The sequence below is a fragment of the Streptomyces griseocarneus genome (genome assembly GCF_014655595.1).
GTDB classification, from domain to species: domain Bacteria; phylum Actinomycetota; class Actinomycetes; order Streptomycetales; family Streptomycetaceae; genus Streptomyces; species Streptomyces griseocarneus.
In genome coordinates, this window is record NZ_BNBL01000001.1 from 316756 (window position 1) to 340585 (window position 23830).

General features: G+C 73.4%; 20 protein-coding genes. 8 read left to right on the forward strand and 12 right to left on the reverse strand.

The genetic code is table 11. From position 1 onward, the window contains the following. Positions 1–135: 135 nt before the first annotated feature. The gene (locus tag IE295_RS01310; protein ID WP_190061527.1) at positions 136–909 is read right to left on the reverse strand and encodes a pyrimidine reductase family protein; all 774 of its coding nucleotides are present in this window, start codon (positions 907–909) and stop codon (positions 136–138) included. Between the two features lie 72 nt (positions 910–981). Between IE295_RS01310 and zapE the strand changes: the two genes are divergently transcribed. After that, entirely contained in the window at positions 982–2109 is a 1128-nt protein-coding gene (gene zapE / locus IE295_RS01315; protein ID WP_372478789.1) for a cell division protein ZapE, read from the forward strand. Positions 2110–2143: 34 nt separating this feature from the next. Then, the gene (locus IE295_RS01320) at positions 2144–3028 is read left to right on the forward strand and encodes a polysaccharide deacetylase family protein (protein ID WP_224322943.1); all 885 of its coding nucleotides are present in this window, start codon (positions 2144–2146) and stop codon (positions 3026–3028) included. A gap of 55 nt (positions 3029–3083) precedes the next feature. Here IE295_RS01320 and treY read toward each other — a convergent pair whose 3' ends face one another. Continuing rightward, on the reverse strand, positions 3084–5489 hold the full coding sequence (gene treY, locus IE295_RS01325) for a malto-oligosyltrehalose synthase (RefSeq protein ID WP_190061529.1): 2406 nt from the start codon (positions 5487–5489) through the stop codon (positions 3084–3086). Positions 5490–5534: 45 nt separating this feature from the next. Continuing rightward, positions 5535–7667: a glycogen debranching protein GlgX gene (gene glgX, locus IE295_RS01330; protein ID WP_190061530.1), complete on the reverse strand. Its 2133-nt coding sequence runs from the start codon at positions 7665–7667 to the stop codon at positions 5535–5537. Positions 7668–7948: 281 nt separating this feature from the next. On the opposite strand from glgX, the gene IE295_RS01335 reads away from it, so the two are divergent. From IE295_RS01335 to IE295_RS01345, 3 genes are all read left to right on the forward strand, one after another. Beyond that, the gene (locus IE295_RS01335; RefSeq protein WP_224322944.1) at positions 7949–9199 is read left to right on the forward strand and encodes a DUF5919 domain-containing protein; all 1251 of its coding nucleotides are present in this window, start codon (positions 7949–7951) and stop codon (positions 9197–9199) included. A 134-nt stretch (positions 9200–9333) separates the two neighbouring features. Then, the gene (locus IE295_RS01340; RefSeq protein WP_190061532.1) at positions 9334–10038 is read left to right on the forward strand and encodes a 3'-5' exonuclease; all 705 of its coding nucleotides are present in this window, start codon (positions 9334–9336) and stop codon (positions 10036–10038) included. Positions 10039–10244: 206 nt separating this feature from the next. Beyond that, positions 10245–11183 (forward strand): zinc metalloprotease, encoded by a 939-nt coding sequence (locus tag IE295_RS01345; protein ID WP_224322945.1) that lies wholly within the window; start codon positions 10245–10247, stop codon positions 11181–11183. 10 nt (positions 11184–11193) lie between these two features. Here the strand turns inward: IE295_RS01345 and IE295_RS01350 are convergent, their stop codons facing one another. Further along, positions 11194–12066 carry a phosphotransferase enzyme family protein gene (locus tag IE295_RS01350; protein WP_224322946.1) on the reverse strand — a complete coding sequence of 291 codons (873 nt, stop codon included), beginning with the start codon at positions 12064–12066 and terminating at the stop codon, positions 11194–11196. A gap of 94 nt (positions 12067–12160) precedes the next feature. On the opposite strand from IE295_RS01350, the gene IE295_RS01355 reads away from it, so the two are divergent. Further along, on the forward strand, positions 12161–13369 hold the full coding sequence (locus IE295_RS01355; protein ID WP_224322947.1) for a macrolide family glycosyltransferase: 1209 nt from the start codon (positions 12161–12163) through the stop codon (positions 13367–13369). Positions 13370–13481: 112 nt separating this feature from the next. After that, positions 13482–14120, forward strand: coding sequence for a LysE family translocator (locus IE295_RS01360; protein ID WP_190061534.1), 639 nt, complete (start codon positions 13482–13484; stop codon positions 14118–14120). Between the two features lie 13 nt (positions 14121–14133). Here the strand turns inward: IE295_RS01360 and IE295_RS01365 are convergent, their stop codons facing one another. Continuing rightward, the gene (locus tag IE295_RS01365) at positions 14134–16986 is read right to left on the reverse strand and encodes an NACHT domain-containing protein (protein ID WP_190061535.1); all 2853 of its coding nucleotides are present in this window, start codon (positions 16984–16986) and stop codon (positions 14134–14136) included. A 57-nt stretch (positions 16987–17043) separates the two neighbouring features. Here IE295_RS01365 and IE295_RS01370 point away from each other — a divergent pair, with 57 nt between their 5' ends. Then, a complete protein-coding gene (locus IE295_RS01370) occupies positions 17044–17193 on the forward strand; it encodes a hypothetical protein (RefSeq protein ID WP_190061536.1) in 150 nt (49 codons plus the stop codon). Here the strand turns inward: IE295_RS01370 and IE295_RS01375 are convergent. The 7 genes from IE295_RS01375 to cysC form a co-directional block, all read right to left on the reverse strand. Further along, positions 17183–17935, reverse strand: coding sequence for a sirohydrochlorin chelatase (locus IE295_RS01375; RefSeq protein ID WP_190061537.1), 753 nt, complete (start codon positions 17933–17935; stop codon positions 17183–17185). The genes IE295_RS01370 and IE295_RS01375 overlap by 11 nt on opposite strands. Before the next feature lie 12 nt (positions 17936–17947). Further along, positions 17948–18844, reverse strand: coding sequence for an ABC transporter permease (locus tag IE295_RS01380; protein WP_190061538.1), 897 nt, complete (start codon positions 18842–18844; stop codon positions 17948–17950). Then, positions 18831–19664: an ABC transporter ATP-binding protein gene (locus tag IE295_RS01385; protein WP_190061539.1), complete on the reverse strand. Its 834-nt coding sequence runs from the start codon at positions 19662–19664 to the stop codon at positions 18831–18833. The genes IE295_RS01380 and IE295_RS01385 overlap by 14 nt, the downstream gene beginning before the upstream one ends. Before the next feature lie 55 nt (positions 19665–19719). Continuing rightward, positions 19720–20829, reverse strand: coding sequence for an aliphatic sulfonate ABC transporter substrate-binding protein (locus IE295_RS01390; protein WP_190061540.1), 1110 nt, complete (start codon positions 20827–20829; stop codon positions 19720–19722). A gap of 210 nt (positions 20830–21039) precedes the next feature. Next, complete coding sequence (locus IE295_RS01395; RefSeq protein ID WP_190061541.1) at positions 21040–22371, reverse strand: sulfate adenylyltransferase subunit 1; 1332 nt, start codon at positions 22369–22371, stop codon at positions 21040–21042. Between the two features lies 1 nt (position 22372). After that, positions 22373–23290 carry a sulfate adenylyltransferase subunit CysD gene (cysD, locus tag IE295_RS01400; RefSeq protein ID WP_190061542.1) on the reverse strand — a complete coding sequence of 306 codons (918 nt, stop codon included), beginning with the start codon at positions 23288–23290 and terminating at the stop codon, positions 22373–22375. Beyond that, complete coding sequence (cysC, locus tag IE295_RS01405) at positions 23287–23823, reverse strand: adenylyl-sulfate kinase (protein WP_224322948.1); 537 nt, start codon at positions 23821–23823, stop codon at positions 23287–23289. The genes cysD and cysC overlap by 4 nt, the downstream gene beginning before the upstream one ends. Positions 23824–23830 lie beyond the last annotated feature (7 nt).

A 23830-nucleotide genomic window follows, 5' to 3' on the forward strand; every position in this document is an offset into this window, starting at 1 on the left:
TGAGCCCGCCTGTTGTGGTCCACTGCCCTCGGGAAAGCGTCTTGACTCAATTCTGCCCACCGGAAGGGAAGCGGAACAGGGAATTCCGGTGATTGTCGGACGGCTGATCGCCGGACGGCCCGCCGGATCGCCCGTTCAGATCCTCCGGTAGCTGGTGAAGAGAAAACCGCCCTCCTCCAGCACCGATCCCAGCGCGAACCGCTCGGGCACCGCCAGCGGCGGCCCCGCCATGATCCTCGGCGCCGTGCCCGTGGCCACCACGGGCGCCAGCGACAGGCACATCTCGTCCAGCACCCGGGCCGAGGCGAACTGCCCCAGCAACCGGGGGCCGCCCTCCGTGAGCAGCCGCGTCAGCCCCCGCTCCGCCAGCAGGCCGGGGACGCGCGCGGGATCCACCCCGCGCCCCTCGCCCGCCACGATCACCTCGGCACCCGCCGTGCGCGCCGCCTCCATCCGCTCCGCCGGGGCGGCCGCGCCCGTCAGCACGACGGTCGGCACGAGCGGCGAGGTGAACAGGGGGAGCGAGAAGTCCAGGTCGAGCCCGGCGCTCACCACGGCTATGACGGGCGCGGGCCCCTGGCCGAGCGCCGCCCGCCGCGCCGCGAAGGCCTCGCGGGCCCGCGCGGGCCGGTAGCCCTCCTGCCGCACGGTCTCGGCCCCGACCACCACCGCGTCGGCCAGCCCCCGCAGCGTGCCGAAGATCCGCATGTCGGCCGCCGAGGACAGCGGCTGGGAGCGGCCCTCGTGGTGGGCCGCGCCGTCCAGGGAGGAGACCATGTTGGCCCGCAGCCACGCGCTCCCGGCGGGGACGTCGTCCGGGTAGGCGTAGAGCCCGGCCAGCTCGTCCAGCCCCCATTCGCGGTCCTCGAGGTCGGCGGGGCTGAGCGGGGAGGGGAACAGGCGTCGCATAGGCGGCAGTGTGACATGGCTCGCCCCGTGCGCGACGGCCCCCGCCCGGTTCCGGGGCTACGCTGGATGGCTGTGTCGTCCTCCACCGCAGTCCCCTCCAGCGCCACAGGCCCCGCCACCCCCGGCCCCATAGCCGGGGGGACCGCCGACGGGCCCGTCGCGCTCACCTCGCGCGCCCCGCACGTACCCGCCGACCGCCTGGTCGCCGAGATGGTGCCCCCGCCGCGCTTCGGCTCGGTGCGGTTCGACAACTACATCCCCGACCCGAACCAGCCCAGCCAGGCCCAGGCCGTCACCACCCTCGGCGCCTTCGCCGCAGGGCTGGGCGGCGAGGCCGCGGCCGGCACGGGCCGCAAGCGGTGGTTCCGGCGCGAGGCCCGCCCCGCCGCCCCCACCGGCCCCCGCGGCGTCTACCTGGACGGCGGCTACGGCGTCGGCAAGACCCACCTGCTGGCCTCCCTCTGGCACGCCACCGCGGCCGCCCCCGAACGGAAGGCGTTCGGCACGTTCGTGGAGCTGACCAACCTGGTCGGCGCCCTGGGCTTCCAGCAGACCGTGCAGACCCTCAGCGGCCACAAGCTCCTGTGCATCGACGAGTTCGAGCTCGACGACCCCGGCGACACCGTCCTGGTCTCCACCCTGCTCGGCAAGCTCGTCGACGCCGGCGTGGCGCTCGCCGCCACCTCCAACACCCTGCCCGGCAAGCTCGGCGAGGGCCGGTTCGCCGCCGCCGACTTCCTGCGCGAGATCCAGGGGCTGTCCGCGCACTTCCACCCGCTGCGCATCGACGGCGAGGACTACCGCCACCGCGGCCTGCCGCAGGCCCCCGCCCCGTACGACGACGACACCGTCAAGCGGGTGGCCCACGACACGGACGGCGCCTCCTACGACGCCTTCCCCGACCTCCTCGACCACCTCTCCAAGGTCCACCCGAGCCGCTACGGCGCCATGTGCGACGGCATCCGCGCGGTGTGCCTGACCGGCGTCGCGCCGGTGCCGGACCAGTCGACGGCGCTGCGCCTGGTGGTCCTCGCCGACCGGCTCTACGACCGCGAGGTGCCGGTGCTGGCGTCGGGGCGGCCCTTCGACGAGCTGTTCAGCGAGGAGATGCTGAACGGCGGCTACCGCAAGAAGTACTTCCGGGCCATCTCCCGCCTGACCGCGCTCGCGCGCGACGGCAAGGGCCTCGCCGAGGGGTGACGGGCCCGGGTCGCCGGGGCGGTACGGTTCCCCGGTGTTCCCCGAGATCAACTTCCCGCGCGCCGGCGCGGCCCTCGTCGCGCTGCTGTGCTGCGCGCTGACCGCCTGCGGCGGCAGCGGCGGCGGCAAGGGCGCGGACGGCCCCGGGACGGCGGGCGGCCGGAAGGCCGCCACGCCCCAGGCCCCTGCCCCCTCGCCCTCGGTGCGGGCCTCCGCCGCCCCCACCCTTCCCCCCGGCCCCGGCGGCGCCACCCCCGTCTTCTCGCACGGCAGGCGCGACGGCGGAAAGCGCGTGGCCCTGACCTTCGACGCCGACATGACGTCCGACCAGGGCCCGCGCGCGGCGCGCGGCGAGCACTTCGACAACCCCGCGCTCATCGAGACCCTGCGCCGCCTGAAGGTGCCCGCCACGGTCTTCATGACCGGCCGGTGGGCGGAGCAGTACCCCGGACAGGCGAAGTCCATCGGCGGCGACCCCCTCTTCGAGGTCGCCAGCCACTCCTACAGCCACCACGCCTTCACCACGCCCTGCTACGGACTGCCGACCGTGCCGCGCGCCGAGGCCCGCGCCGACGTCGAGCGGGCCTTCACCGCCTTCCGGCGCGCCGGGGTGGAGCACATCGTGCCGTACTTCCGCTTCCCCGGCGGCTGCCACGACGACGGCGTGCTCAAGGAGCTCGGGCCGGCGAAGGTGACGGCCGTGCAGTGGGACGTGGTCAGCGGCGACGCCTTCGCCAAGCAGGCCGGGCCGGTGGCCTCGCAGGTGATCTCGCAGGTCAAGCCCGGTTCGGTCGTGGTGATGCACTGCACGCGCAGCGCCGCCCCGACGACCGAGGAGGCGGTCCGGCGCATCGTGCCGGAGCTGCGGGCCAAGGGCTACGAGTTCGTCCGCGTCTCGGACCTCGTCGCCGGGCACTGACCGACGCGAGGCGCCGGGCACCGGCCGGCGCGGCCACCGCCGGCGCGGGCCGCGCTCACGCCCCGTCGGCCGCCCGCACCAGCAGGGCCACGGGGCTCGCGTTCAGCAGCTCCGCCATCTCCACACGCCCCTGCCACACGCCTCCCGTCAGCAGCTCCCGCCACGTGCCGCCGCCCGGCAGCTCCAGCACCGTCCCCCGCCACCCCCCGCCCTCCGCCAGCCGCCGGGGCAGCCGCGTCGCCACGGCGACCACCTCCCCCGAGCGCCCGAAGGCCACGCAGTGGTCCGCCGCCGGCCCGGCCGCGCCGAGCGGTTCGTACGAGGCGAGTGCCCCGAACCACCGAGGGTGCTCGCGCCGCAGCCGCAGCGCCGTGCGCGTCAGGCGCAGCTTCTCCGCCGGGAGCCCGTCCTCCTCCGCCTCCTCCCGCGGGCCTTCCTCCGGCCCCCGGGGGAAGCGCGGCACCCGCCGGTTGTCGGGGTCGACCAGCGCCCGGTACACCCCTTCCGTCCCCATGTAGACGTCGGGCACCCCCGGCATCGTCAGATGCAGCAGCGCCGCCCCCAGGGTGTTGGCCCGCACGGTCGGCGCGGCCTCCCGCTCGAGCGGGGCCAGGGCGGCCGCTGCCTCCGGCCCGCCGGGGCCGGCGGTCACGAACTCCTCGACCGCGGCCTCGTACGCGGCGTCCGGCTCGGTCCACGTGGTCAGCAGCGCGGCCTCCCGCACGCTCTTGAGCACCGCCGGCACCAGCCGGCCGGCGTCGGCGTCCCCGAGCCCGAAGGCGCTCTGCCACGCCACCCACGCCACGTGCGGGTCGGGGGCCGTGCTGTGGGCCCACAGCCGGTCCATCAGCGCGGCCCAGCGCCCGGGGTGCTCGCTCAGCGCGGCGATCCGCGCCCGCGCGTCCGCGCTGCGCTTGGTGTCGTGGGTGGACAGCACGGTCCCGGTCGCGGGCCAGTCGCGCTGGAGGCGGGCGCAGAAGGCGTGGAACTCGGCCGGGGTGACGGCCGGGCGGTCCGGCACGCCGCCGACCTCCGTGGCGGACAGCAGGGGCGCGTAGCGGTAGAAGGCGGTGTCCTCGACCGACTTGGCGCGCAGGGCGGAGGCGGTCTGGGCGAAGCGGGCGCAGAAGTCCCGCTGGTCCGGCCCCTCGCCGAGCCTTCCCAGGGCCGCGTCCCGGACGAACTCGACGGCCCGCGCCTCCTCCGGCACCGCGAAGGCCGTACGGGCCCCCTGGGCGGCCTCGTCGAGCAGCGCGGCGTCCACCGGTGTGACGGGCAGGCCGGGCACGGCGTAGGGGCGGTAGACGGGCAGCCGGACGAGGGTCTCGCACAGCGCGGTGCGCAGGGCCCAGGGGGCGTGGTCGCGCAGCCGGTGCGAGGACTCGCACAGCCGCCCGGCGGCGCGGACCAGGCGTTCGACCTCGGCGGCGAGCTCGTGGCCGATGACGCGGTAGGCGGCGCGGCGTACGGTCGCGTGCCAGTCGCCGCCGCGGTCGGGGGGCGGGCCGGCGAAGGCGCGGTAGGCGGCGGCCAGTTCCCCCGCGCCGTCGGGGTCGGTGAACAGGCCGTCGAGGTGGCGCAGGGCGTCGTAGCCGGTGGTGCCGGCGACGGGCCAGTCGGCGGGCAGCCGTTCGTCGCCGCTGAGGATCTTCTCCACCACCGTCCACCGGCCGCCCGTGGCGGCGGCGAGCCGGCGCAGGTAGCCGGCCGGGTCGGCGAGGCCGTCGGGGTGGTCCACGCGCAGTCCGTCGATCACTCCCTCGTCCAGCAGGGCGAGCACCGTGGCGTGGGTGGCGGCGAAGACCTCCGGGTCCTCCACCCGCACCGCGATCAGATCGGAAATGGTGAAGAAGCGGCGGTAGTTCAGCTCGGTGCGGGCCAGCCGCCACCAGGCGGGGCGGTACCACTGGGCGTCCAGCAGCTCGGGCAGCGGCAGCCGCTCGGTGCCGGGCCGCAGCGGGAACGCGTGGTCGTGGTAGCGCAGGACGTCGCCGTCCACCGTGAAGTGCGCCAGCTCGTCACCGAGCGGCCCGCCCAGCACCGGCAGCAGCAGCCTGCCGCCGTGCTCGGCCCAGTCGACGTCGAACCAGCGGGCGTAGGGGGAGGCCGGGCCGTCGCGCAGCATGTGCCACAGCGGGCCGTTGAGGTGCTCGGGGGCGGGCAGGGCCATGTGGTTCGGCACGATGTCGAGGATCAGCCCCAGCCCGTGCGCGTGGGCGGTGCGGGCGAGCGCCCGCAGCCCCTCCTCGCCGCCCAGCTCGGCCCGTACGGCGTCGTGGCCGACGACGTCGTAGCCGTGGGCGGAGCCCGGGACGGCCTCCAGGACGGGGGAGAGGTGCAGGTGCGACACGCCGAGGTCGGCGAGGTGGGGCACGGCCCGCCCGGCCTCCCGGAAGGGGAAGCCGGGCTGCAGCTGGAGCCGGTAGGTGGCGGTCGGCGGGGCGGAGGTGTCGCGCTTCACGGGAACATACGTACCCACCCCCGGGCGTCATGCCGCATCCCCGCCTCAGGCGGGCCGCTGGAGCACCGCCAGGCTGCGGTCGGCGAGCGTCAGCCGCTCCCCGGCCTTGACCTTGGGGCCGCCGGCCGCGGCGCCGTCGGGGCGGGCGGTGTCGACCACGACCTGCCACTGCCGGCCGTGGTCGACGGGGACGACGAACTCCAGCGGCCGGTCGTGCGCGTTGAACATCAGCAGGAAGGAGTCGTCGGTGATCGGCTCGCCGCGCGGGCCCGGTTCGGAGATGGCGCTGCCGTTGAGGAAGACGGTCAGCGACCGGGCGTGCGCGGCCTGCCAGTCCCCGTCCCGCATTTCCTCCCCTTCAGGGGTGAACCACGCGATGTCGGACAGATCGTCGTGGGTGCCCTGCACGGGCCGGCCGTGGAAGAAGCGGCGGCGCCGGAAGACCGGGTGGTCGCGCCGCAGCCACACCAGCGAGCGGGTGAAGCGCAGCAGCCGGCGGGCCCGGGCCGCGGCCTCGTCGCCGTCCTCCGGCTGCGGCCAGCGCACCCAGGAGATCTCGCTGTCCTGGCAGTAGGCGTTGTTGTTGCCCCACTGGGTGCGGGCGAACTCGTCGCCGTGGCTGAGCATCGGCACGCCCTGGGAGACCATCAGCGTGGCGATGAAGTTGCGCATCTGCCGCTCGCGCAGGGCGAGCACCGCCGGGTCGTCGCTCTCGCCCTCGGCCCCGCAGTTCCACGAGCGGTTGTGACCCTCGCCGTCCTGGTTGTTCTCGCCGTTGGCCGCGTTGTGCTTGTCGTTGTACGAGACCAGGTCGTGCAGGGTGAAGCCGTCGTGACAGGTGACGAAGTTGATGGAGGCCAGCGGCCGCCTGCCGTCGCCCTGGTAGAGGTCGGAGGAGCCGGTCAGCCGGGAGGCGAACTCCGCCAGGGTGGCCGGCTCGCCGCGCCACAGGTCCCGGCAGGTGTCGCGGAATTTCCCATTCCACTCGGTCCACAGGGGCGGGAAGTTGCCGACCTGATAGCCGCCCTCCCCGACGTCCCACGGCTCGGCGATCAGCTTCACCTGGCTGACCACCGGGTCCTGCTGCACCAGGTCGAAGAACGACGACAGCCGGTCCACCTCGTGGAACTGCCGGGCCAGCGTCGCCGCCAGATCGAAGCGGAAGCCGTCCACCCGCATCTCGGTCACCCAGTAGCGCAGCGAGTCCATGATGAGCTGGAGCACGTGCGGGCTGCGCATCAGCAGCGAGTTCCCGGTGCCGGTGGTGTCCATGTAGTACTGCGGGTCGTCCGTCAGCCGGTAGTACGAGCAGTTGTCCAGGCCCCGGAAGGACAGCGTGGGACCCAGGTGGTTGCCCTCGGCCGTGTGGTTGTAGACCACATCGAGAATGACCTCGATGCCCGCCGCGTGCAGCGCCCGCACCGCCGACTTGAACTCCAGCACCTGCTGGCCCCTGTCGCCCCACGACGCATAGGCGTTGTGCGGGGCGAAGAAGCCGATGGTGTTGTAGCCCCAGTAGTTGGCCAGCCCCGCGTCCACCAGCCGGTGGTCGTTGACGAACTGATGGACCGGCATCAGCTCGATGGCGGTCACCCCCAGCTCCGTCAGGTGCTCGATCACCGCCGGATGCGCGAGCGCCGCGTACGTCCCGCGCACCTCCTCCGGCAGGGCCGGATGCAGCATCGTCAGGCCCTTCACATGGGCCTCATAGATGACCGTACGGTGATAGTCCGTCCGCGGCGGGCGGTCGTCGCCCCAGTCGAAGTACGGATTGACCACCACCGAAGTCATCATGTGCGGCGCGGAGTCCATGTCGTTGCGCTTCTCCGGCCGGCCGAAGTGATAGCCGTAGACCGCCTCCCCCCAGTCGACCGCGCCGCTGACCGCCTTCGCGTACGGGTCGAGCAGCAGCTTGGCGGAGTTGCAGCGCAGCCCGCGCTCCGGCTCGTACGGGCCGTGCGCCCGGAAGCCGTAGCGCTGACCGGGCATCACTCCCGGTAGATACGCATGCCACACGAAGGCGTCGCTCTCGCGGAGCTCCACCGCCGTCTCCGAGCCGTCCTCGTGCAGGAGGCACAACTCGATGCGCTCGGCGGCCTCGGAGAAGACCGCGAAGTTGGTCCCGGCGCCGTCGTACGTGGCGCCGAGTGGGTACGCCTGTCCCGGCCAGACCTGCATGAGCGAAAGTGTTCCACTCCGAGCGGCTCTTTCCGCAGATCTTCCCCAAAACCCCGGAAGGAAGCCGCCACCGGTCCTCCCGGCTCGGCCGACCGGGTGAGGCCGGCACCCCGTCCACCCTTCTGGCTATGAATCAGATCACGTCCGGCGCCCCGCCGTCGGACAACCCCCACGTTAGGCGGCCGAGTTGTTCCGGGACCCCGGCGGGCGCGGGTGCACCGCCTCCCGCCCGCACAGTAACCTGCCTTGATCGTTGGACGGGGGCGGAAGGCGGTGCACTGGTGAGCTCGGGCGGGCTGGAGCTGCCCCCTGGAGACGGAAGTCCCGAGGGAGACGGCTCGACCGACACGCCACCGGGCGTGATGTCCCTGACCCGCCCGCGGGAGATCGGGGCGGAACTGGACTGGGGCGCGGAGGCCTGGGACGAGGTGCGCACGCGCGCCCGCCGGGCCGGGCGCGCCTACATCTGGCTGAACCTGGTCGAACAACGGCTGCGGGCGGTCGTCGCCGCCGTGCTGCGCCCGGTCTACGAGCCGGTGCACGGCGACGAGGAATGGGTCGTCGCCGCCGCCGGGCCCGCAGGCCAGGAGTGGGTCCAGCGGGCCGTGGCCGTGCGGGAGGTGAGCCGCCGCAAGGGCTACCTGCTCGACCCGGCGGACGACAACGTCCTCAGCTTCCTCACCCTGCCCCAGCTGCGCGAGCTGCTCGTCCAGCACTGGCCGTGCTTCGAGCCCTACCTGGACGACCGGCGCGAACTGGAGCTGGCCCTGGACGAGCTGGAGGTGGCCCGCAACGTCGTCTCCCGCAACCGCGCGCTCTCCGAGAACGTCCTCGCCCAGGCCGAACGGGCCTCGGCCCGGCTGCTGGACATCCTCGGCGGCGGCACCGGCACCCATGCCCGGTCCGCCGACCGGCTGCCCGTGGACGCCGTCGAGGACCTCGTGGGCGACCGCTTCGCCGACGTCGTGGGCGTCCACCCGGACCGGGTGCGGCTGCAGCGCCAGCTGCCCGTGGAGGACCTCTTCGGCAGCGCCCGCCGCCTCGACGCGGTCGGCATAGGCCTGAACCTGCTCGTCCAGAACTACTCCGGGCGGCGCCTGGTGCGGCTGGCCGAGTCCGGCTGCCGGGCCCGGCTGCTCTTCCTCAACCCCGCCAGCAGCGCGGTGCGCCGCCGCGAGCGGGAACTGGGGATCAAGAAGGGCGAGATGAGCCGGTCCGTGGAGATGAACATCATGCACATGCGGCGGGTGCGCGACCGGCTGCGCGACACCGCCGCCTTCGAGATCCGGGTCTTCGACGAGACCCCGCGCTTCACCGCCTACCTCGTCAACGGCGACGGCTCGGACGGCCTGGCCGTGGTCCAGTCCTACCTGCGCAAGGCCCGCGGCATGGAGTCCCCGGTGCTGGTGCTGCGCGGCGGCGGCCGCGACGTGCTGCGCCAGGGCCGGGGCGCGGACGAGGACGGCGGGCTCTTCGAGACGTACCGCGAGGAGTTCGAGGGGGTCTGGGCGGACTCGCGCTCGGTCTCCTGAGGGTGCTCCGCGTCCGGTGCCGGTTCGGTGCCCGACCGGTGTCCGCCCAGGTGCTCGCTCCCGACTGGTTGTCAGTGGGCTGTGCGACGCTGGGACACCAGACGGGGGAAGCACCACCGAAGGGGGAAACCGCCATGGCCTGGCACGAGGAGCCGCTGATCGGCTTCGACCTGGAGACGACCGGCACGGACCCGGCGCGGGCGCGGATCGTCACCGCGGCGGTCGTCGAGACCAAGGGCGGGGACGTGGTCGCCGGCCGGCTGTGGCTGGCCGACCCGGGCGTGCCGATCCCGGCCGAGGCGGCGGCCATTCACGGCATCACGAGCGAGCGGGCCGCCGCCGAGGGGCGGCCCGCGGCCGAGGTCGTGGAGGAGATAGCCGCCGTCCTCGCCGGTCACTGGGTGCTGGGCGTGCCCGTCGTGGCGTACAACGCCTCGTTCGACCTCAGCCTGCTGGAGGCGGAGCTGCGGCGGCACGGGCTGCGCTCGCTCGGCGAGCGGCTGGGCGGGGCCGGGATCGGGCCCGTCGTCGATCCGTACACCATCGACCGGCACGTCGACCGCTACCGCAAGGGCCGGCGGACGCTGGAGGCGGTGTGCCGGGAGTACGGCGTGGTGCTGGACGGCGCCCACGAGGCGGAGGCGGACGCCCTGGCGGCGGTCCGCGTCGCCCGGGCGACGGCCCTGCGGTATCCCCGCATAGCCGACGCCGGGCTGTGGGAGCTGCACCGCGACCAGGTCCGGTGGTACGGCGAGTGGGCGGCCGGATATCAGAAGTGGCTGCGACGGCAGGGGGATCCGCAGGCCGTGGTCGACGCGTCCTGGCCGCTGCGGGGCTAGCGGGGCGGGCGGGGCGCCTCACTGAGGGGCGGATGCGGGCCGGACAGGGGCCGGATACGGGACAGATGCGGAAGGTGCCTTGGCACTTGTTCCGGATTCTGTGATGTCCCTGGATGTCAGGGCTGTCCGGGTCTACGGTATTCCGTACCGGGCCCGCGCTACCCCCCATCACCGCCGCGTCACGCGGCGATCCGAGGAGGCGCACCGTGCCCCAGAACGAGGAGCCCCCTGCCCGGCCGCCGGAAGGGCTGCTCTGCGGGACCATGGAGGTCCACCGCAGGCTGCTCACCGAGAACGCCGCCTACGCCACCGCCCGTACGGCCATCGAGAACCACGCGTTCGCCTACGAACGAGGCGACGCGCGCACGGCCCGTACGGGCGTGACCTGCGTCCCGGTCGTCGTCCACGTCGTCCACGCCACCGACGAGGAGAACGTCGACGACGCCCAGGTCCTCAGCCAGCTCGACGTCCTGAACCAGGACTTCCGCAAGCGCAATCCGGACGTCGCCGGGGTGCCGGAGGTCTGGCGGGAACTCGTCGCCGACAGCCGGGTCGACTTCCGCCTCGCCACCGTCGACCCGGACGGGCAGCCCACCACGGGCATCACCCGCACCCGTACGCACGTGGCCGGCTTCGGCACCGACGACGCGGTGAAGTTCACGGCTCAGGGCGGCCGGGACGCCTGGCCCGCCGACCGCTACCTGAACGTATGGGTCTGCCTGCTCGAGGGCGGCCTGCTGGGGTACGCCCAGTTCCCCGGCGGCCCGGCGGCCACCGACGGGGTGGTCGTCCGGCACTCCGCCTTCGGTACGAACGGCACCGCCACGGCGCCGTTCGACCTCGGGCGCACCGCCACCCACGAGGTGGGCCACTGGCTGAACCTCCACCACATCTGGGGCGACGACGGCACCGGCTGCAGCGGCAGCGACTTCGTCGCCGACACCCCCAACCAGGGCGGCCCCAACTTCGGCAGCCCGGTCTTCCCGCACGTCTCCTGCCGCAACGGCCCCCACGGCGACATGTTCATGAACTACATGGACTACGTCGACGACGCGGCCATGTTCATGTTCACGACCGGCCAGGCCAGGCGCGTGAACGCCACCCTCGACGGTCCCCGCTCCACCTTCCCCACCGGCCCCTGCTGAGGGCCGGGCCTCAGAAGGGGTACCAGCGCACCGCCGGGTCGCCGTCCCGCAGGGAGGCGACCCGGCGCCCGAACTCCGCGAGCGCCGCCGGGTTGCCGGGCGCGTGCTGCGCCACCCACGCGCAGCTCGCCGTCTCCCGGGCGCCGCGCAGCACGGCACAGCCCTCCCATTCGCGCACGTCCCATCCGTAGGTGTGCACGAAGGAGTGGTACGCATCCGGGTCCAGCCCGTACCGGTCGCGGCTGAGGGCCAGTACCACCAGGTCGTGCTCCCGCAGGTCCAGGGCGAAGGTCTCCAGGTCCACCAGCACCGGGCCGCCGGGCCCGATGTGCACGTTGCGGGGGAGGGCGTCGCCGTGGATGGGACCCGGCGTCAGGCGGGGGGTGAGCGCGGCGGCCGCGGCGGCGAAGCCGTCCCGGCGCTCGCGCAGGTAGTCGGCGTCGGCCGGGTCGATCGCGTCCCCGGCCAGCCGCAGCCAGCGCTCGACGCCGCCGAGCAGGTCGCGGTGCGGCAGCGCGAAGTCCGGTGCGGGCAGCGCGTGGATCCGGCGCAGCAGCTCCGCCAGATCGGCGGGGGCCGCGGGGCGCGTCGCGGCGGGGAGCCGGTGCCAGAGGGTGACCGGATGGCCGTCGGCCACCAGCGCCTCGGGGTCGGCGGCGCGCACGGCGGGCACCTCGGCCTCGGCGAGCCAGGCGGCGACCCGCAGCTCCCGGCGGGCGCGGTCGAGGAGGGAGGCGTCGCGGCCGACCTTGGCGACGAGGTCGCCGGCCGCGAAGACGGCGTTCTCGCCGAGCGAGATCAAGGTCGCGTCCGCCGCCGGCAGGGCGGTGCCGGCCGCCGCGAGGAGCTCGCGCGCCCGGTGTTCCGTAAATGCTGTGTCCACCACGCAAGTGTCTCCCGGGGCGGGGGAGGGCGGCGCACGGGTTTGGCGCAAAACCTCATTGAACGATACGTATCGTCTCGCATAGTGTCGCGACATGACTATGCCCACCGGCCAACGCCCCGCCCACATCGCGATGTTCAACATCGCGGCCGCCGGACACGTCCGCCCCAGCCTCGACGTCATCCGGGAGCTCGTCGACCGCGGCCACCGCGTGACCTATGCGATACCCGAGTCCTACGCGGACCTCGTCGCCTCCACCGGCGCCGAGCCGAAGATCTACGACTCGAGCCTGCCGACGGAAGCGGACCCGGACAACTGGGGAGCCGAACCGATCGACCACATGGAACTCTTTCTCGACAACGCCATCCACTCACTGCCCTCCCTCGCCGCCCTGTACGAGGACGACGTGCCGGACCTCGTCCTCTTCGACAGCCTCACCTACGCCGCCCGGGTGCTGGGCCACCGTTTGAACGTGCCGACCGTGCAGCTGTGCCCGCACCTGGTGCCCTGGGAGGGCTACGAGGAAGAGATGATGGCCACCTTCGGCCCGATGATGGAGACCGCGCAGGGCCGGGCCTACGGCGAGCGCTTCACGGGCTGGCTCAAGGAGAACGGCATCGACGATGCCCCCGACCGCTTCATCATGCGGCCCGGCCGCCGCGTCGTCCTCATCCCGCGGGCCATGCAGCCGAACCTCGACCGGGTCGACATGACGCTCAACACCTTCGCCGGCTCCTGCCAAGGCGACCGCGCCGACCAGGGCGGCTGGGAGCGCCCCGAGGACGCGGAGAAGGTCCTGCTGATCTCCCTCGGCTCCGTCTTCACCAAGCGCCCCGACTTCTACCGCGAGTGCCTCGCCGCCTTCGGCGACCTGCCGGGCTGGCACGTCGTCCTGCAGATCGGCAAGCACGTCGACGCGGCCGACCTGGGACCGATTCCCGCCAATGTCGAGGTCAGCTCCTGGGTGCCGCAGCTCGCCATCCTCCAGCAGGCCGACGCCTTCGTCACCCACGCCGGCATGGGCGGCTCCAAGGAAGGGCTGGCCTGCGGAGTGCCGATGGTCGCCGTGCCCCAGGCCGCCGACCAGTTCGCCAACGCCGACGCCCTCGCGGAACTGGGCGTGGCCCGGCACCTGCCGAGCGAGGAGGCCACCGCCGAGGCCCTGCGCGAAGCCGTCCTCTCCCTCGTCGCCGACCCCGCCGTGGCCGAACGCTCGGCGGCCCTGAAGGCCGAGCTCGCGGCGGAGCGCGGCACTCCGTACGCGGCCGACCTGATCGAGGCGGAACTACGGCCTTCCAGGTAACCCCTGGTACGGTCCCGTCCCAACGGCTGTCGCGCCCAACCCCCACGGGGCGCGACAGCCACTCGCGGTTAAGCTCCGGCCAACGCCATTCCGCGAGAGGAGCCCCGCCCCCATGACCGCCGCGATACTCGGCTTCGCCCTCTTCTCCCTCCTGGTGGCCATGGCCCCGGGCCCCGACACCCTCCTGGTCCTGCGCAACTGCCTGCGCGGCGGCCGCCGCACCGGCAGCGCCACGGCCCTCGGCGCGGCCGTCGGCTCCCTCGCCTGGGGCGTGGCCGCGGCCTTCGGCCTCGCGGCGGCACTCCAGCGCTGGGACGCGGCGTTCACCGTGGTGCGCCTCGCGGGCGCCGCCTACCTCGTCCTCCTGGGCGCCCAGGCCCTCTGGGCCCAGCGCCGCGGCGCGCCGACTCCTGCTTCGGCTGTCGATACGCCGGCCGGGGACGGAGCCCCGGGCGTCGCGGAGGCGTTCCGCCAGGGCCTGCTGAGCTGCCTGCTCAACCCCAAGGTCGGCGTCTTCTTCGTCGCCGTCGTCCCCCAGTTCCTCCCGGAGGGCGGCTCCCCGCTGGGCACGACGCTGCTCTTCGGCGCCATCGACGCGGTCGTGGCCGCCGCCTGGATGTTCCTGGTCACCCTCGGCGCCACCCGCATGCTCACCTGGCTCCGCCGCCCCCGCGTCCACCGCAACCTCGAACGCACCACGGGCGGCGTGCTGGTGGCGATGGGGGTCGGGACGGCTGCGGAGTCGGTCTGAGCGGTCGGGTGGGTCAGGCGCGGGGCTCGGGGAAGACGGTGACGGTGCCGGGCGGGAAGAGGTCGAGGCCGAGGACCTTCTGGGCCTCGCTGACGTGGATGTCGAGGAGCCCGAGGCCGGCGAGCGGGGTGAGGTCGACGGAGACGGGCGAGGCCGCGGTGGAATAGATCCTCAGCGATAGCAGGTTCGGAAAGACCTCCTCCACGGGCGTTAGGCCGACGGGTGATGTGGGGTTGGAGAGCGAGAGGGTTCTCACCTGCGGGAGCCGTGGGTTCTTGAAGAGCCGGGACATGTCCTGCTCGACGAGCCGCAGGTGTGTCAGCTTGGGCAGGTTCGTGAGGTCCTCGCGCTCTTCCTCGGGGAAGGCGGGGGCATGAAGGCTGAGGAACTCCAGCGCGCTGAACGCGTCCAGTCCCGTCAGCGACCGGGACGCGTTCCGTTGCCATACGTACAGCTCACGCAGGCGGGGCATCACGGGCAATGACGACGTGTGCGACCGGTGCACGGGAAGGTCGATGTTCAGTACCTCGAGCTGGGGGAGCTCGGACACACGGCGCAGATCGTGAGGCCGGGTGTCCCACACCAGTAGATCGGTCAGGGGCAGCCCGTCGAGCGGCGACAAATCGGTGATCTCGGAGCACCTGGACAACTGGAGTGTGTGCAGCCTCGGCAGACTCCGGAGAAAGCCCACGTCGGTGACCTGGTGGTTATTGGACAGGTTGAGCCTCACCAACTGGCCCGCATCGACTGCCGCCATGATGTCGGCCGTGGAGAAGTCGCCGACGAAGGAGAGGTTCGACTTCTGTGGCAGGCTCGGCAGGAGCTCCAGGGCGGCACGGTTCCGGACGGGGATGGCGCATTCGGCGGGCAGGTGACGGATGACCTCTTCCGCGTACTCCTCGGGGTCGAACGAACTCCAGCTCCCGGACAGTGCCAGGCAGACACGTCGGCTGGAGCTCGCACGGTACCGCTTGAGCAGGGCCAGTGCCGCGTCTCCGCCCACGACCGTCGCGGTCTTGACGACAGCCTCCGCCTCCTGCTTCGTCAGGCCTTCCGGTCCCGGCAGCAGGTCGAGGATCACCGGCCCCACCATGGCGAGCGCCTTCGCCTCCGCGTAGGTACGTGGCGGCAGCAACGCCGCCCCCCGCTTCTCCACTGCCGCCCGGATCTCCGGGTCCAGCTCGGTGGCCTGCTCCAGGCAGGCCATGGCGAGCAGGTGCAGCAGCCGCTTGTAGTGACCGGTCGCCTGGTCGCCCTGCGCCACGAGCCGGCGCAACAGCGTCGCCCGCTCGTCGGGCCGGGCATGGGCCACGGCCATCCGTACGACGTCCTCCCACTGGTCGTCGTGCGCGTTCCTCACCAGCAGGCCGAGATCCTGCCCTTCCACGGCTGCCTTCGCGCCCAGGAAGTCCTGGAAGGTGCGGTGGACGAAGTCGACGGTGTCTGCCGTCGGCCTGCGCAGCAGCCCGCTGCGGGAGACCAGGTGCGCGAGGACCCGCGCCGCGTCGCCCTGCCCGGCGACGGCCGGCATCGCCGGAAGAGCGTCCTCGACGACGGCCAGGGCGGTCTTCTCCGCCATCTCCGCCTGGCCGTTGCGGATGAGCCAGTACGCCAGCCGCTGCAGCAGCTGCACCGCCTCGTGCTGTGTGAGACGGATCCCTTCCGGTGCCTCGATGCCCCGCTCGTCGTCCCGGCGGAACAGCAGCATGGACAGCGCCGCCTCGTACAACTCCATGCGGCTGCGCGGGAGATGTCCCCGGCGATCGCGGTGGAGCGCGCACATCAGGGCGCACATCAGCGGGTTGGTGGCCAGCTGGCCCAGCGGACGCTGGGCCCGGACCGCGTCCTTGAAGCGCTCCTCGAGCTCAGGGCCCGCACCCGCCGCCTTGTGCCAGCGCGTGGCGAAGACGTGGACGTCCTTGCGGTTCATGGGGCGTACGGTCAGTTGCGCGAACCCGGCGCCCCCGAGCCACCCCTCGGGCACGGCCGTGGGCCGCGTGGTGACGAAGAAGCACGAGTGGGGGTAGGCCGCGATCAGGGCGCGGAGCCACTCCTCCGTCTGTCGGCGCCGCTGAGCGGGCACCTCGTCGATGCCGTCGATGAGGAGGAGCCCTCTTCCGCTGTCGAGCACGCGGTCCGCCCAGCCCGGGGGCTGCTGCGGGGCCAGCAGGCACCCGGCGGCTTCCAGGAAGTGGGCCGGGCCGGGCAGGGCGCTGCCGCGGTCGAGTCTGCGCAGGGGCAGGAGGAACGGGATGGTCCCGCGCAGATGGGGGAGCGCGTCGGACGAGGTCTGCCGGGCGGAGGTGACGGCGAGCCACTGCAGCAGCGTGGTCTTGCCGCTGCCCGCGAGCCCGCGGATCAGGCCCCGCCGTTTCTCCGCGAGGGCCAGCTCGGCCCGCTCCACGACGGCGGAGGCGTCGCGATCCCTGAAGGAATTGTCGCGGTCGCTCGCCAGCTCCAGGCTGAGGTAGGCCGTGTCCAGCGGCCAGCACGCCGCCCCCGCGCCCCGCAGGTCCAGGCCGACGACGGTGAGCCGGCCGTGCTGCTTGACGACGTACCCCCGATAGCGCTCCTCGAACGCCGCGTCCTCGGCGCTGATGCGCGGGGCAGTCGGTGCCGTCTCCCCGGCCGCGATGTCGCGCAGCGCCAGCAGCCGGGCCGGGTCGGCGCCCAGGGCCTTGGCGAGGGCCACCACCGTGTCCTCCGTCGGTACCTTCCGCGCGTTGAGGGTCAGGCTCACCGTGGTGTGCCCCAGCCCCGCCCGTCGCTCCAGCGCCTTGTACGTCAGTCTCCGCTCCATCCGCAACAGGCGTAGAGAGGCCGCCAGTTCGGCCAGTGCATCGGACGCCCGTGGAACATCACCCATGCGTTCATCTTCGTGTGCGTGAACGCCGGCGAATGCGGAATCAGGGAAGTTCGGCGCATGAACCTCGAACTGATCGTTCTCCTCCTCCTGTTCACCGGAATCCACGCGATCCTGACCCGGCCGGACGGGACCACAGCGGACCGGGCCGCCGTCCTGATCGCCCTAGCGAACGTCCTCACCCTGGCCCACACCCTGCTCAGGCGGTAGCCGTCAGGAGTGCCGGTGCGGCTGCCCGCGCCTCGTCGTACCGGCGCAGGATCAGCGAGACCACCTCCGGCGCCGGGCCCAGGACGTCCGCCAGGACGTCGGCCCGCGCCGCCCGGGCGCCGGCGGCGATGCGGTCCGGGAGGCGGCCGGGGGCGAGGACGTACGGCGCCACGGCGACGTGCCGTACGCCCTCGGAGCGCAGGGCGCGCACGGCGTCCTCCGTGCGCGGGGAAGAGGCGGAGGCGAACGCGGGCCGCACGGCGCACCAGCCGGTGTGCCGCCACTCCCGCGCGATTTCTGCGATCACCGCGATCGCCTCCGGGTCGGAAGAGCCCGCCGAGGCCAGGACGACCCCGGTCGAGGCCCGGTCGCCGGGGCGCACCCCGGCCTGGCGCAGCCGCCGTTCCAGCGCGGCCGTCAGCAGTGCGGAAGGGCCGAGAACGTCCGCCCGGCGCACGGTCAGGGCGGGCAGGGTGGACGTCGCCCGGGCGAGGACGGCGGGGAGGTCCGCCTTGGCGTGGAAGGCGCGCGTCAGCAGCAGGGGGAGCGCGACCACATCGCTCGCGCCCTCCGCCGCCAGCCGCTCCAGCACCCGGGGCACGCTCGGCGCGCAGAAGTCCAGGAAGCCGGTCTCCACGCGCAGGCCCGGCCGGCGGGCCGCCACCCGCTCGCGCAGGGCGGCGACCGTCGCCGCGTGCCGCGGGTCGCGGCTGCCGTGGGCCACGAGGAGCAGAACCGTCACGACGCGCCCCGGCTACCGCACCGCCAGCCCGCGCGTGCGCAGCACCCGGCGCTCGAGCGGGCTGAAGACGATCAGGTCGATGGCGATGCCCACGAACAGGATGAGGAGGATGCCGAGCAGCACCCCCGGCATGTCCGAGTCGGTGCGGGCGTTCTCCAGGTACTGGCCCAGCCCCAGGCCCAGATCGGGCGAGGAGGCGATGAGCTCCGCCGCCATCAGCGAGCGCCAGGAGAACGCCCAGCCCTGCTTCAGGCCCGCGATGTAGCCCGGCAGCGCGGCCGGCAGCAGCACGTGCCGGGCACCGCGCGCCCCGGTCGCACCCATCGTGCGCCCGGCCCGCAGGTACAGCGGCGGCACCTGGTCGATGCCCGACACCAGGCCGTTGGCGATGGACGGCACCGCGCCCAGCAGGATCACGGCGTACATCGCGGCGTCCGTGATGCCCAGCCAGATCACCGCGGCCGGCACCCAGGCCACCGACGGCAGCGACTGCAGCCCCGACAGGATCGGCCCCAGCGCCGCCCGGACGAGCGGCACCCGCGCCACCAGCAGGCCCAGCGGCGTGCCGATGGCCAGCGCGGCCACGAAGCCCAGCAGGCCGCGCGAGACGCTGGTCCAGACGATGTCGAGCAGCGTCCCGTTCAGCCACAGCTCGCGCAGGCCGCCCCACACCGCCGACGGGTCCGGCAGCTTGTAGTCGTCGGTGACCCCGGCCAGCACCAGCAGCTTCCAGACGGCCAGCACCAGCAGGGCCGCCGTGACGGGCGGCAGCACCTTGTGCAGCAGCACCTGCCGCAGGGGCGTGCGCCTGACCTGGACGGAGTCCAGGGCATCGAGGCCGGCCTCCAGTCCCGCGAGGTCGCCCTCGGCGCGCCGGCCACCGGCCGGGGCGGTCTCAGTTCCGGCCATGTCGGCGGATCTCCCCCCGCAGTTCCTCGGTGATCTCCACCGACAGGTCGGCCACCGCCGCGTCCTCGATCCGGCGCGGCTGCGGAATGCCGACCTCCCACTCGCGCACGACCCGGCCCGGCCGGGACGACAGCAGCACCACGCGCTCGCCGAGCCGCACCGCCTCGCGGACGTTGTGCGTGACGAAGAGGACCGACAGCCGCGTCTGCGACCAGATGCGGGTCAGCTCGTGGTGCAGCACGTCGCGGGTGATGGCGTCCAGCGCCGCGAACGGCTCGTCCATCAGCAGCACCCGGCTGTCCTGGGCCAGCGCCCGGGCCAGCGCGACGCGCTGCCGCATGCCGCCCGACAGTTCGTGCACGCGTTTGCCGTACGAGCCGCCCAGCCGCACCAGCTCCAGCAGCCGTTCGGCCTCCTCCCGCCGTTCGGCCCGCGGCACCCCGCGCAGCCGCAGCGCCAGCTCGATGTTGCGGCCCGCCGTCAGCCACGGGAACAGCGCGTGCTCCTGGAACATCAGCGCCGGGCGCCCGCCGGGCACCTCGATCGTGCCGGCGGACGGCCGGTCCAGGCCGGCCACCAGGTTCAGCAGCGTCGACTTCCCGCAGCCCGAGGCGCCCAGGAGGCACACGAACTCGCCGGGGCGCACGTCGAGGGTGATGTCCTCGAGCACGGGCCGCTCGGCGCCGGGACGGCCGTAGCTCTTGTGGACGTGGTCGATGCGGACCGCCGTCCGTATGCCGTCGTCGAGGACGGCCGTGGCGGACGGATCGCCGGTCGTGTGGAAGGGACCGGGAGTGTCAGTGCTCAGTGCCGGTGCCATCCGGCCACCTCCTGATCGGGGAGCGGGCCTACGGGCCCCGACTGCCGCGTACACGTCACTGCCTGCCGAGCTTCGCCGCGTCGACCGAGGGCCTGCCCTCGGCCGTCAGGACCTTGTTGAGCGGGCGCAGGTCGTAGATGCCGGACAGATCCGGCTTCTCCAGCAGCCCCGCCTTGACGGCGTGGTCCGCCTGTGCCCCCAGCGTCGTGGCCAGCGGGTCGTCCGTCGTCGTGATGGACTGCCACGCCGGGTCGAGCACCTCGGCCGGCAGCTCCTTGCCGCCCAGCCGCTTGAGGGCCGCGTTCACCGAGGCCTTGGCCCGGTCCGGGTTCGCCGCGATCCAGGCGTTGGTGCGCACCGAACCGCGCAGCACGGCCTCGACCACGTCGGGGTGCGCGTCGAGGAACTTCTGCGACACGATCACATTGGTGATCACGAACTTCTTGTCCTGCCACAGCGTGCTCTCGTCCAGCAGCACCTTGCCGCCCTGCGAGACCAGCTTGGAGGCCGTCGGCTCGGGCACCCAGGCGCCGTCCACCGAACCGGACTTGAAGGCGTCGGGCGTCACCTTGTTGTCCGTGCGGACGACCGAGACGTCGCCCTTGCCGCTCTGCGGATCGACCTTCCAGCCCTGCTCGGCGATCCAGTTCAGGAACGCCACGTCCTGCGTGTTGCCCTTCTGCGGGGTGGCGATCCGCTTGCCCTTGACGTCGTCCAGCGAGGTGATCTTCTTCGGGTCGACGACGAGCTTCACCCCGCCCGACGCCGAGCCCGAGATGATCCGCAGGCTCTTGCCCTTGGACTTCACATAGCCGTTGACGGCCGGCGACGGGCCGATCCAGCCGATGTCGATGGAGTCCGCGTTGAGCGCCTCGATCTCCGACGGTCCCGCGTTGAAGGTGGTCGAACGGAGCTTCGTGCCGCCCAGCGCCTTCTGCAGGATCCCCTCCTGCTCGCCGACCAGCGGCGTGGCGTGGGTGATGTTGGGGAAGTAGCCGATCCGGACGGTGTCGGCCGACAGCTTGCGGCCCTGGGCCGCGGCGTTCGCGCCGTCGTCCTTCTTCTCCGAGCCGTAGCCGCAGGCGCCCAGGGCGCCGAGCAGCAGGGGGAGGGCGGCCGCGGCCGCGAGGACGCGGCGGCGGGGTGGGTGAGCGGCGGCAGACATGAGGGGGGTTCCTCTCCGCGGGCCGGTGCGTACGGCTAGGGCACGCCCGGCGGTTCACTGGGACGTCGGGGACGGGGCAGGGGCTGCGGTACGGACATCAGCGCGCACATCGCCCGACGCCGCCCTGGCCGCTGCCGAGGGCGCCGCTGCCGACACGGCCGCCCTCCTTGTCGAAGGTCGCGAAGACGTCCCGCACGATTCCGGCCATGGTCAGAAGTCCCAGCCCTCGTCGTCGTCGGCCGCCGGCCGCGCGGCCCGGGCCGCGAAGGCCGTGCCCGCCATGCCCGCCGTCAGCGTCGTCCCGTCGGCCGGGTCGATCAGCAGGAACGAGCCGGTGCTCCGGGAGTCGGCGTAGGCGTCGAGCGCCAGCGGCTCGGCCGTGCGCAGCACCACCCGCCCGATGTCGTTGGCGGCCAGCTCGCCGGGGGAGGGGTGCTGGGAGAGGTCGTCGAGGGTCAGCCGGGAGGGCAGCACCTTCACCAGGGCCTTGACGGTGCGGGTGGTGTGCTTGAGCAGGACGCGGTCCCCGACGCGCAGGGGCCGGTCGGCGACGTGGCACACCGTCGCCTCGACGTCCCGGGTGGTGGGCGGCGGGCCGGCGGTGGGGGCGATGAGGTCGCCGCGCGAGACGTCCAGGTCGTCGGCCAGCCGCACGGTCACGGACTGCGGCGCCCAGGCGACGTCGACGCTCTCGCCGAGGGCGTCGATGGCGGCGACGGTGCTGGTGCGCCCCGAGGGCAGCACCGTCACCGGGTCGCCGACGCGCAGCACGCCGGAGGCGAGCCGGCCGGCGTAGCCGCGGTAGTCGGGGTGGGCGGCGCTCTGCGGGCGGATGACGTACTGGACCGGGAAGCGGGCCGGGTCGGCGGTCGGGTCGGTGACCACGGGCACCGTCTCGAGGTGCTCGAGGACGGTGGGGCCGCCGTACCAGTCCATGTGCGCGGACGGGGTCACGACGTTGTCGCCGGCCAGGGCGGAGATGGGGACGGCGGTGACCTCGGGGATGCCGAGGGAGGCGGCGTAGGCGGCGAACTCCTCGGCGATCGGGGCGAAGACGGACTCGGCGTACCCGGCGAGGTCCATCTTGTTGACGGCCAGGACCACGTGCGGCACGCGCAGGAGGGCGGCGACGGCGGCGTGGCGGCGGGTCTGCTCGACCACGCCGTTGCGGGCGTCGACCAGGACGACGGCGAGCTCGGCGGTGGAGGCGCCGGTGACCATGTTGCGGGTGTACTGCACGTGGCCGGGGGTGTCGGCGAGGATGAACCGGCGGCGGGGGGTGGCGAAGTAGCGGTAGGCGACGTCGATGGTGATGCCCTGCTCGCGCTCCGCCCGCAGCCCGTCGGTCAGCAGCGCCAGGTCCGGGGCGTCGTGGCCGCGGCTGCGCGAGGCGTGCTCGACGGCCTCGAGCTGGTCGGCCAGGACGGCCTTGGAGTCGTGGAGGAGGCGGCCGACGAGCGTGGACTTGCCGTCGTCGACGGAGCCGGCGGTGGCGAAGCGCAGCAGCGACGTCGCGCCCGCCGGAAGGGTGCGGTCGGTCATGTCAGAAGTACCCCTCGCGCTTGCGGTCTTCCATCGCGGCCTCGGACAGCCGGTCGTCGGCCCTGCTCGCCCCGCGCTCGGTGAGGCGGGAGGCGGTGATCTCGGTGATGACGTCCTCGGTCGTCAGGGCGACGGAGTCGACGGCGCCGGTGCAGGACATGTCGCCGACGGTGCGGTAGCGCACCAGGCGCCTCTCCACCGGTTCGCCCTCCTTGGGGCCGCCCCAGTCGCCGGGGGTGAGCCACATGCCGTCGCGGGCGAAGACCTCGCGCTCGTGCGCGTAGTAGATCGACGGCAGTTCGATCTTCTCGCGGGCGATGTACTGCCACACGTCGAGCTCGGTGAAGTTCGACAGGGGGAAGACCCGCACGTGCTCGCCGGGCGCGTGGCGGCCGTTGTAGAGCTGCCACAGCTCGGGGCGCTGGCGGCGGGGGTCCCAGCCGCCGAACTCGTCGCGCAGCGAGAACACCCGCTCCTTGGCCCGCGCCTTCTCCTCGTCGCGGCGCCCGCCGCCGAAGACGGCGTCGAAGCGGTGGCGGGCGATGGCGTCCAGCAGCGGCACGGTCTGCAGCGGGTTGCGGGTGCCGTCGGGGCGCTCCCGCAGCTCGCCGCGGTCGATGAACTCCTGTACGGAGGCCACGTGCAGGCGCAGGCCGTGCGCGGCGACCGTGCGGTCCCGGTAGGCGAGGACCTCGGGGAAGTTGTGCCCGGTGTCCACGTGCAGCAGCGCGAAGGGCACGGGCGCCGGCGCGAAGGCCTTCAGCGCCAGGTGCAGCATGACCACCGAGTCCTTGCCGCCGGAGAACAGGATCACCGGCCGCTCGAACTCCCCCGCCACCTCGCGGAAGATGTGCACCGCCTCCGACTCCAGCACGTCCAGGTGCGAGAGGGCGTACGGACTGTCCGTACTCGTATTCACAGCAAACCCCTCTCGCCCAGCAGGCCATACAGAGCCGCCGCCGACTCCCCGACGCCCTGTTCGTGCGCGGCGATCCGCAGGTCGGGATCGGCCGGCGCCTCGTACGGGTCGTCGACGCCCGTCAGGCCGGATATCTCGCCCGCCGCCTGTCTGGCGTACAGGCCCTTCACATCGCGTACGGAGCACACCTCCACCGGTGTCGCCACGTGCACCTCCACATAGCCGGTGCCGCGCGCCCGGTGGTGCTTGCGCACCGCCTCGCGGGAGTCGGCGTAGGGGGCGATGACCGGTACGAGCACGGTCACCCCGTGCGCGGCCAGCAGCTGGGCCACGAACCCGATCCGTCGCACGTTGGTGTGCCGGTCCTCGCGCGAGAAGCCCAGCCCGGCCGAGAGGAACTCGCGGATCTCGTCCCCGTCCAGCACCTCCACCCGCCGGCCCTCATCGCGCAGCCGTTCCGCCAGCGCCCGGGCGATCGTCGTCTTGCCCGCGCTGGGGAGGCCGGTGAGCCACACCGTGGCGCCCACGCTCATGTCGTTC

Excerpts from the sequence above, each read along its gene's own strand:
- IE295_RS01310 (WP_190061527.1), bottom strand. The coding sequence starts at position 909 with ATGCGACGCCTGTTCCCCTCCCCGCTCAGCCCCGCCGACCTCGAGGAC.
- glgX (WP_190061530.1), bottom strand. The coding sequence starts at position 7,667 with ATGCAGGTCTGGCCGGGACAGGCGTACCCACTCGGCGCCACGTACGAC.
- IE295_RS01340 (WP_190061532.1), top strand. The coding sequence starts at position 9,334 with ATGGCCTGGCACGAGGAGCCGCTGATCGGCTTCGACCTGGAGACGACC.
- IE295_RS01355 (WP_224322947.1), top strand. The coding sequence starts at position 12,161 with ATGACTATGCCCACCGGCCAACGCCCCGCCCACATCGCGATGTTCAAC.
- IE295_RS01360 (WP_190061534.1), top strand. The coding sequence starts at position 13,482 with ATGACCGCCGCGATACTCGGCTTCGCCCTCTTCTCCCTCCTGGTGGCC.
- IE295_RS01365 (WP_190061535.1), bottom strand. The coding sequence starts at position 16,986 with ATGGGTGATGTTCCACGGGCGTCCGATGCACTGGCCGAACTGGCGGCC.
- IE295_RS01370 (WP_190061536.1), top strand. The coding sequence starts at position 17,044 with ATGAACCTCGAACTGATCGTTCTCCTCCTCCTGTTCACCGGAATCCAC.
- IE295_RS01380 (WP_190061538.1), bottom strand. The coding sequence starts at position 18,844 with ATGGCCGGAACTGAGACCGCCCCGGCCGGTGGCCGGCGCGCCGAGGGC.
- IE295_RS01385 (WP_190061539.1), bottom strand. The coding sequence starts at position 19,664 with ATGGCACCGGCACTGAGCACTGACACTCCCGGTCCCTTCCACACGACC.
- IE295_RS01390 (WP_190061540.1), bottom strand. The coding sequence starts at position 20,829 with ATGTCTGCCGCCGCTCACCCACCCCGCCGCCGCGTCCTCGCGGCCGCG.
- IE295_RS01395 (WP_190061541.1), bottom strand. The coding sequence starts at position 22,371 with ATGACCGACCGCACCCTTCCGGCGGGCGCGACGTCGCTGCTGCGCTTC.
- cysC (WP_224322948.1), bottom strand. The coding sequence starts at position 23,823 with ATGAGCGTGGGCGCCACGGTGTGGCTCACCGGCCTCCCCAGCGCGGGC.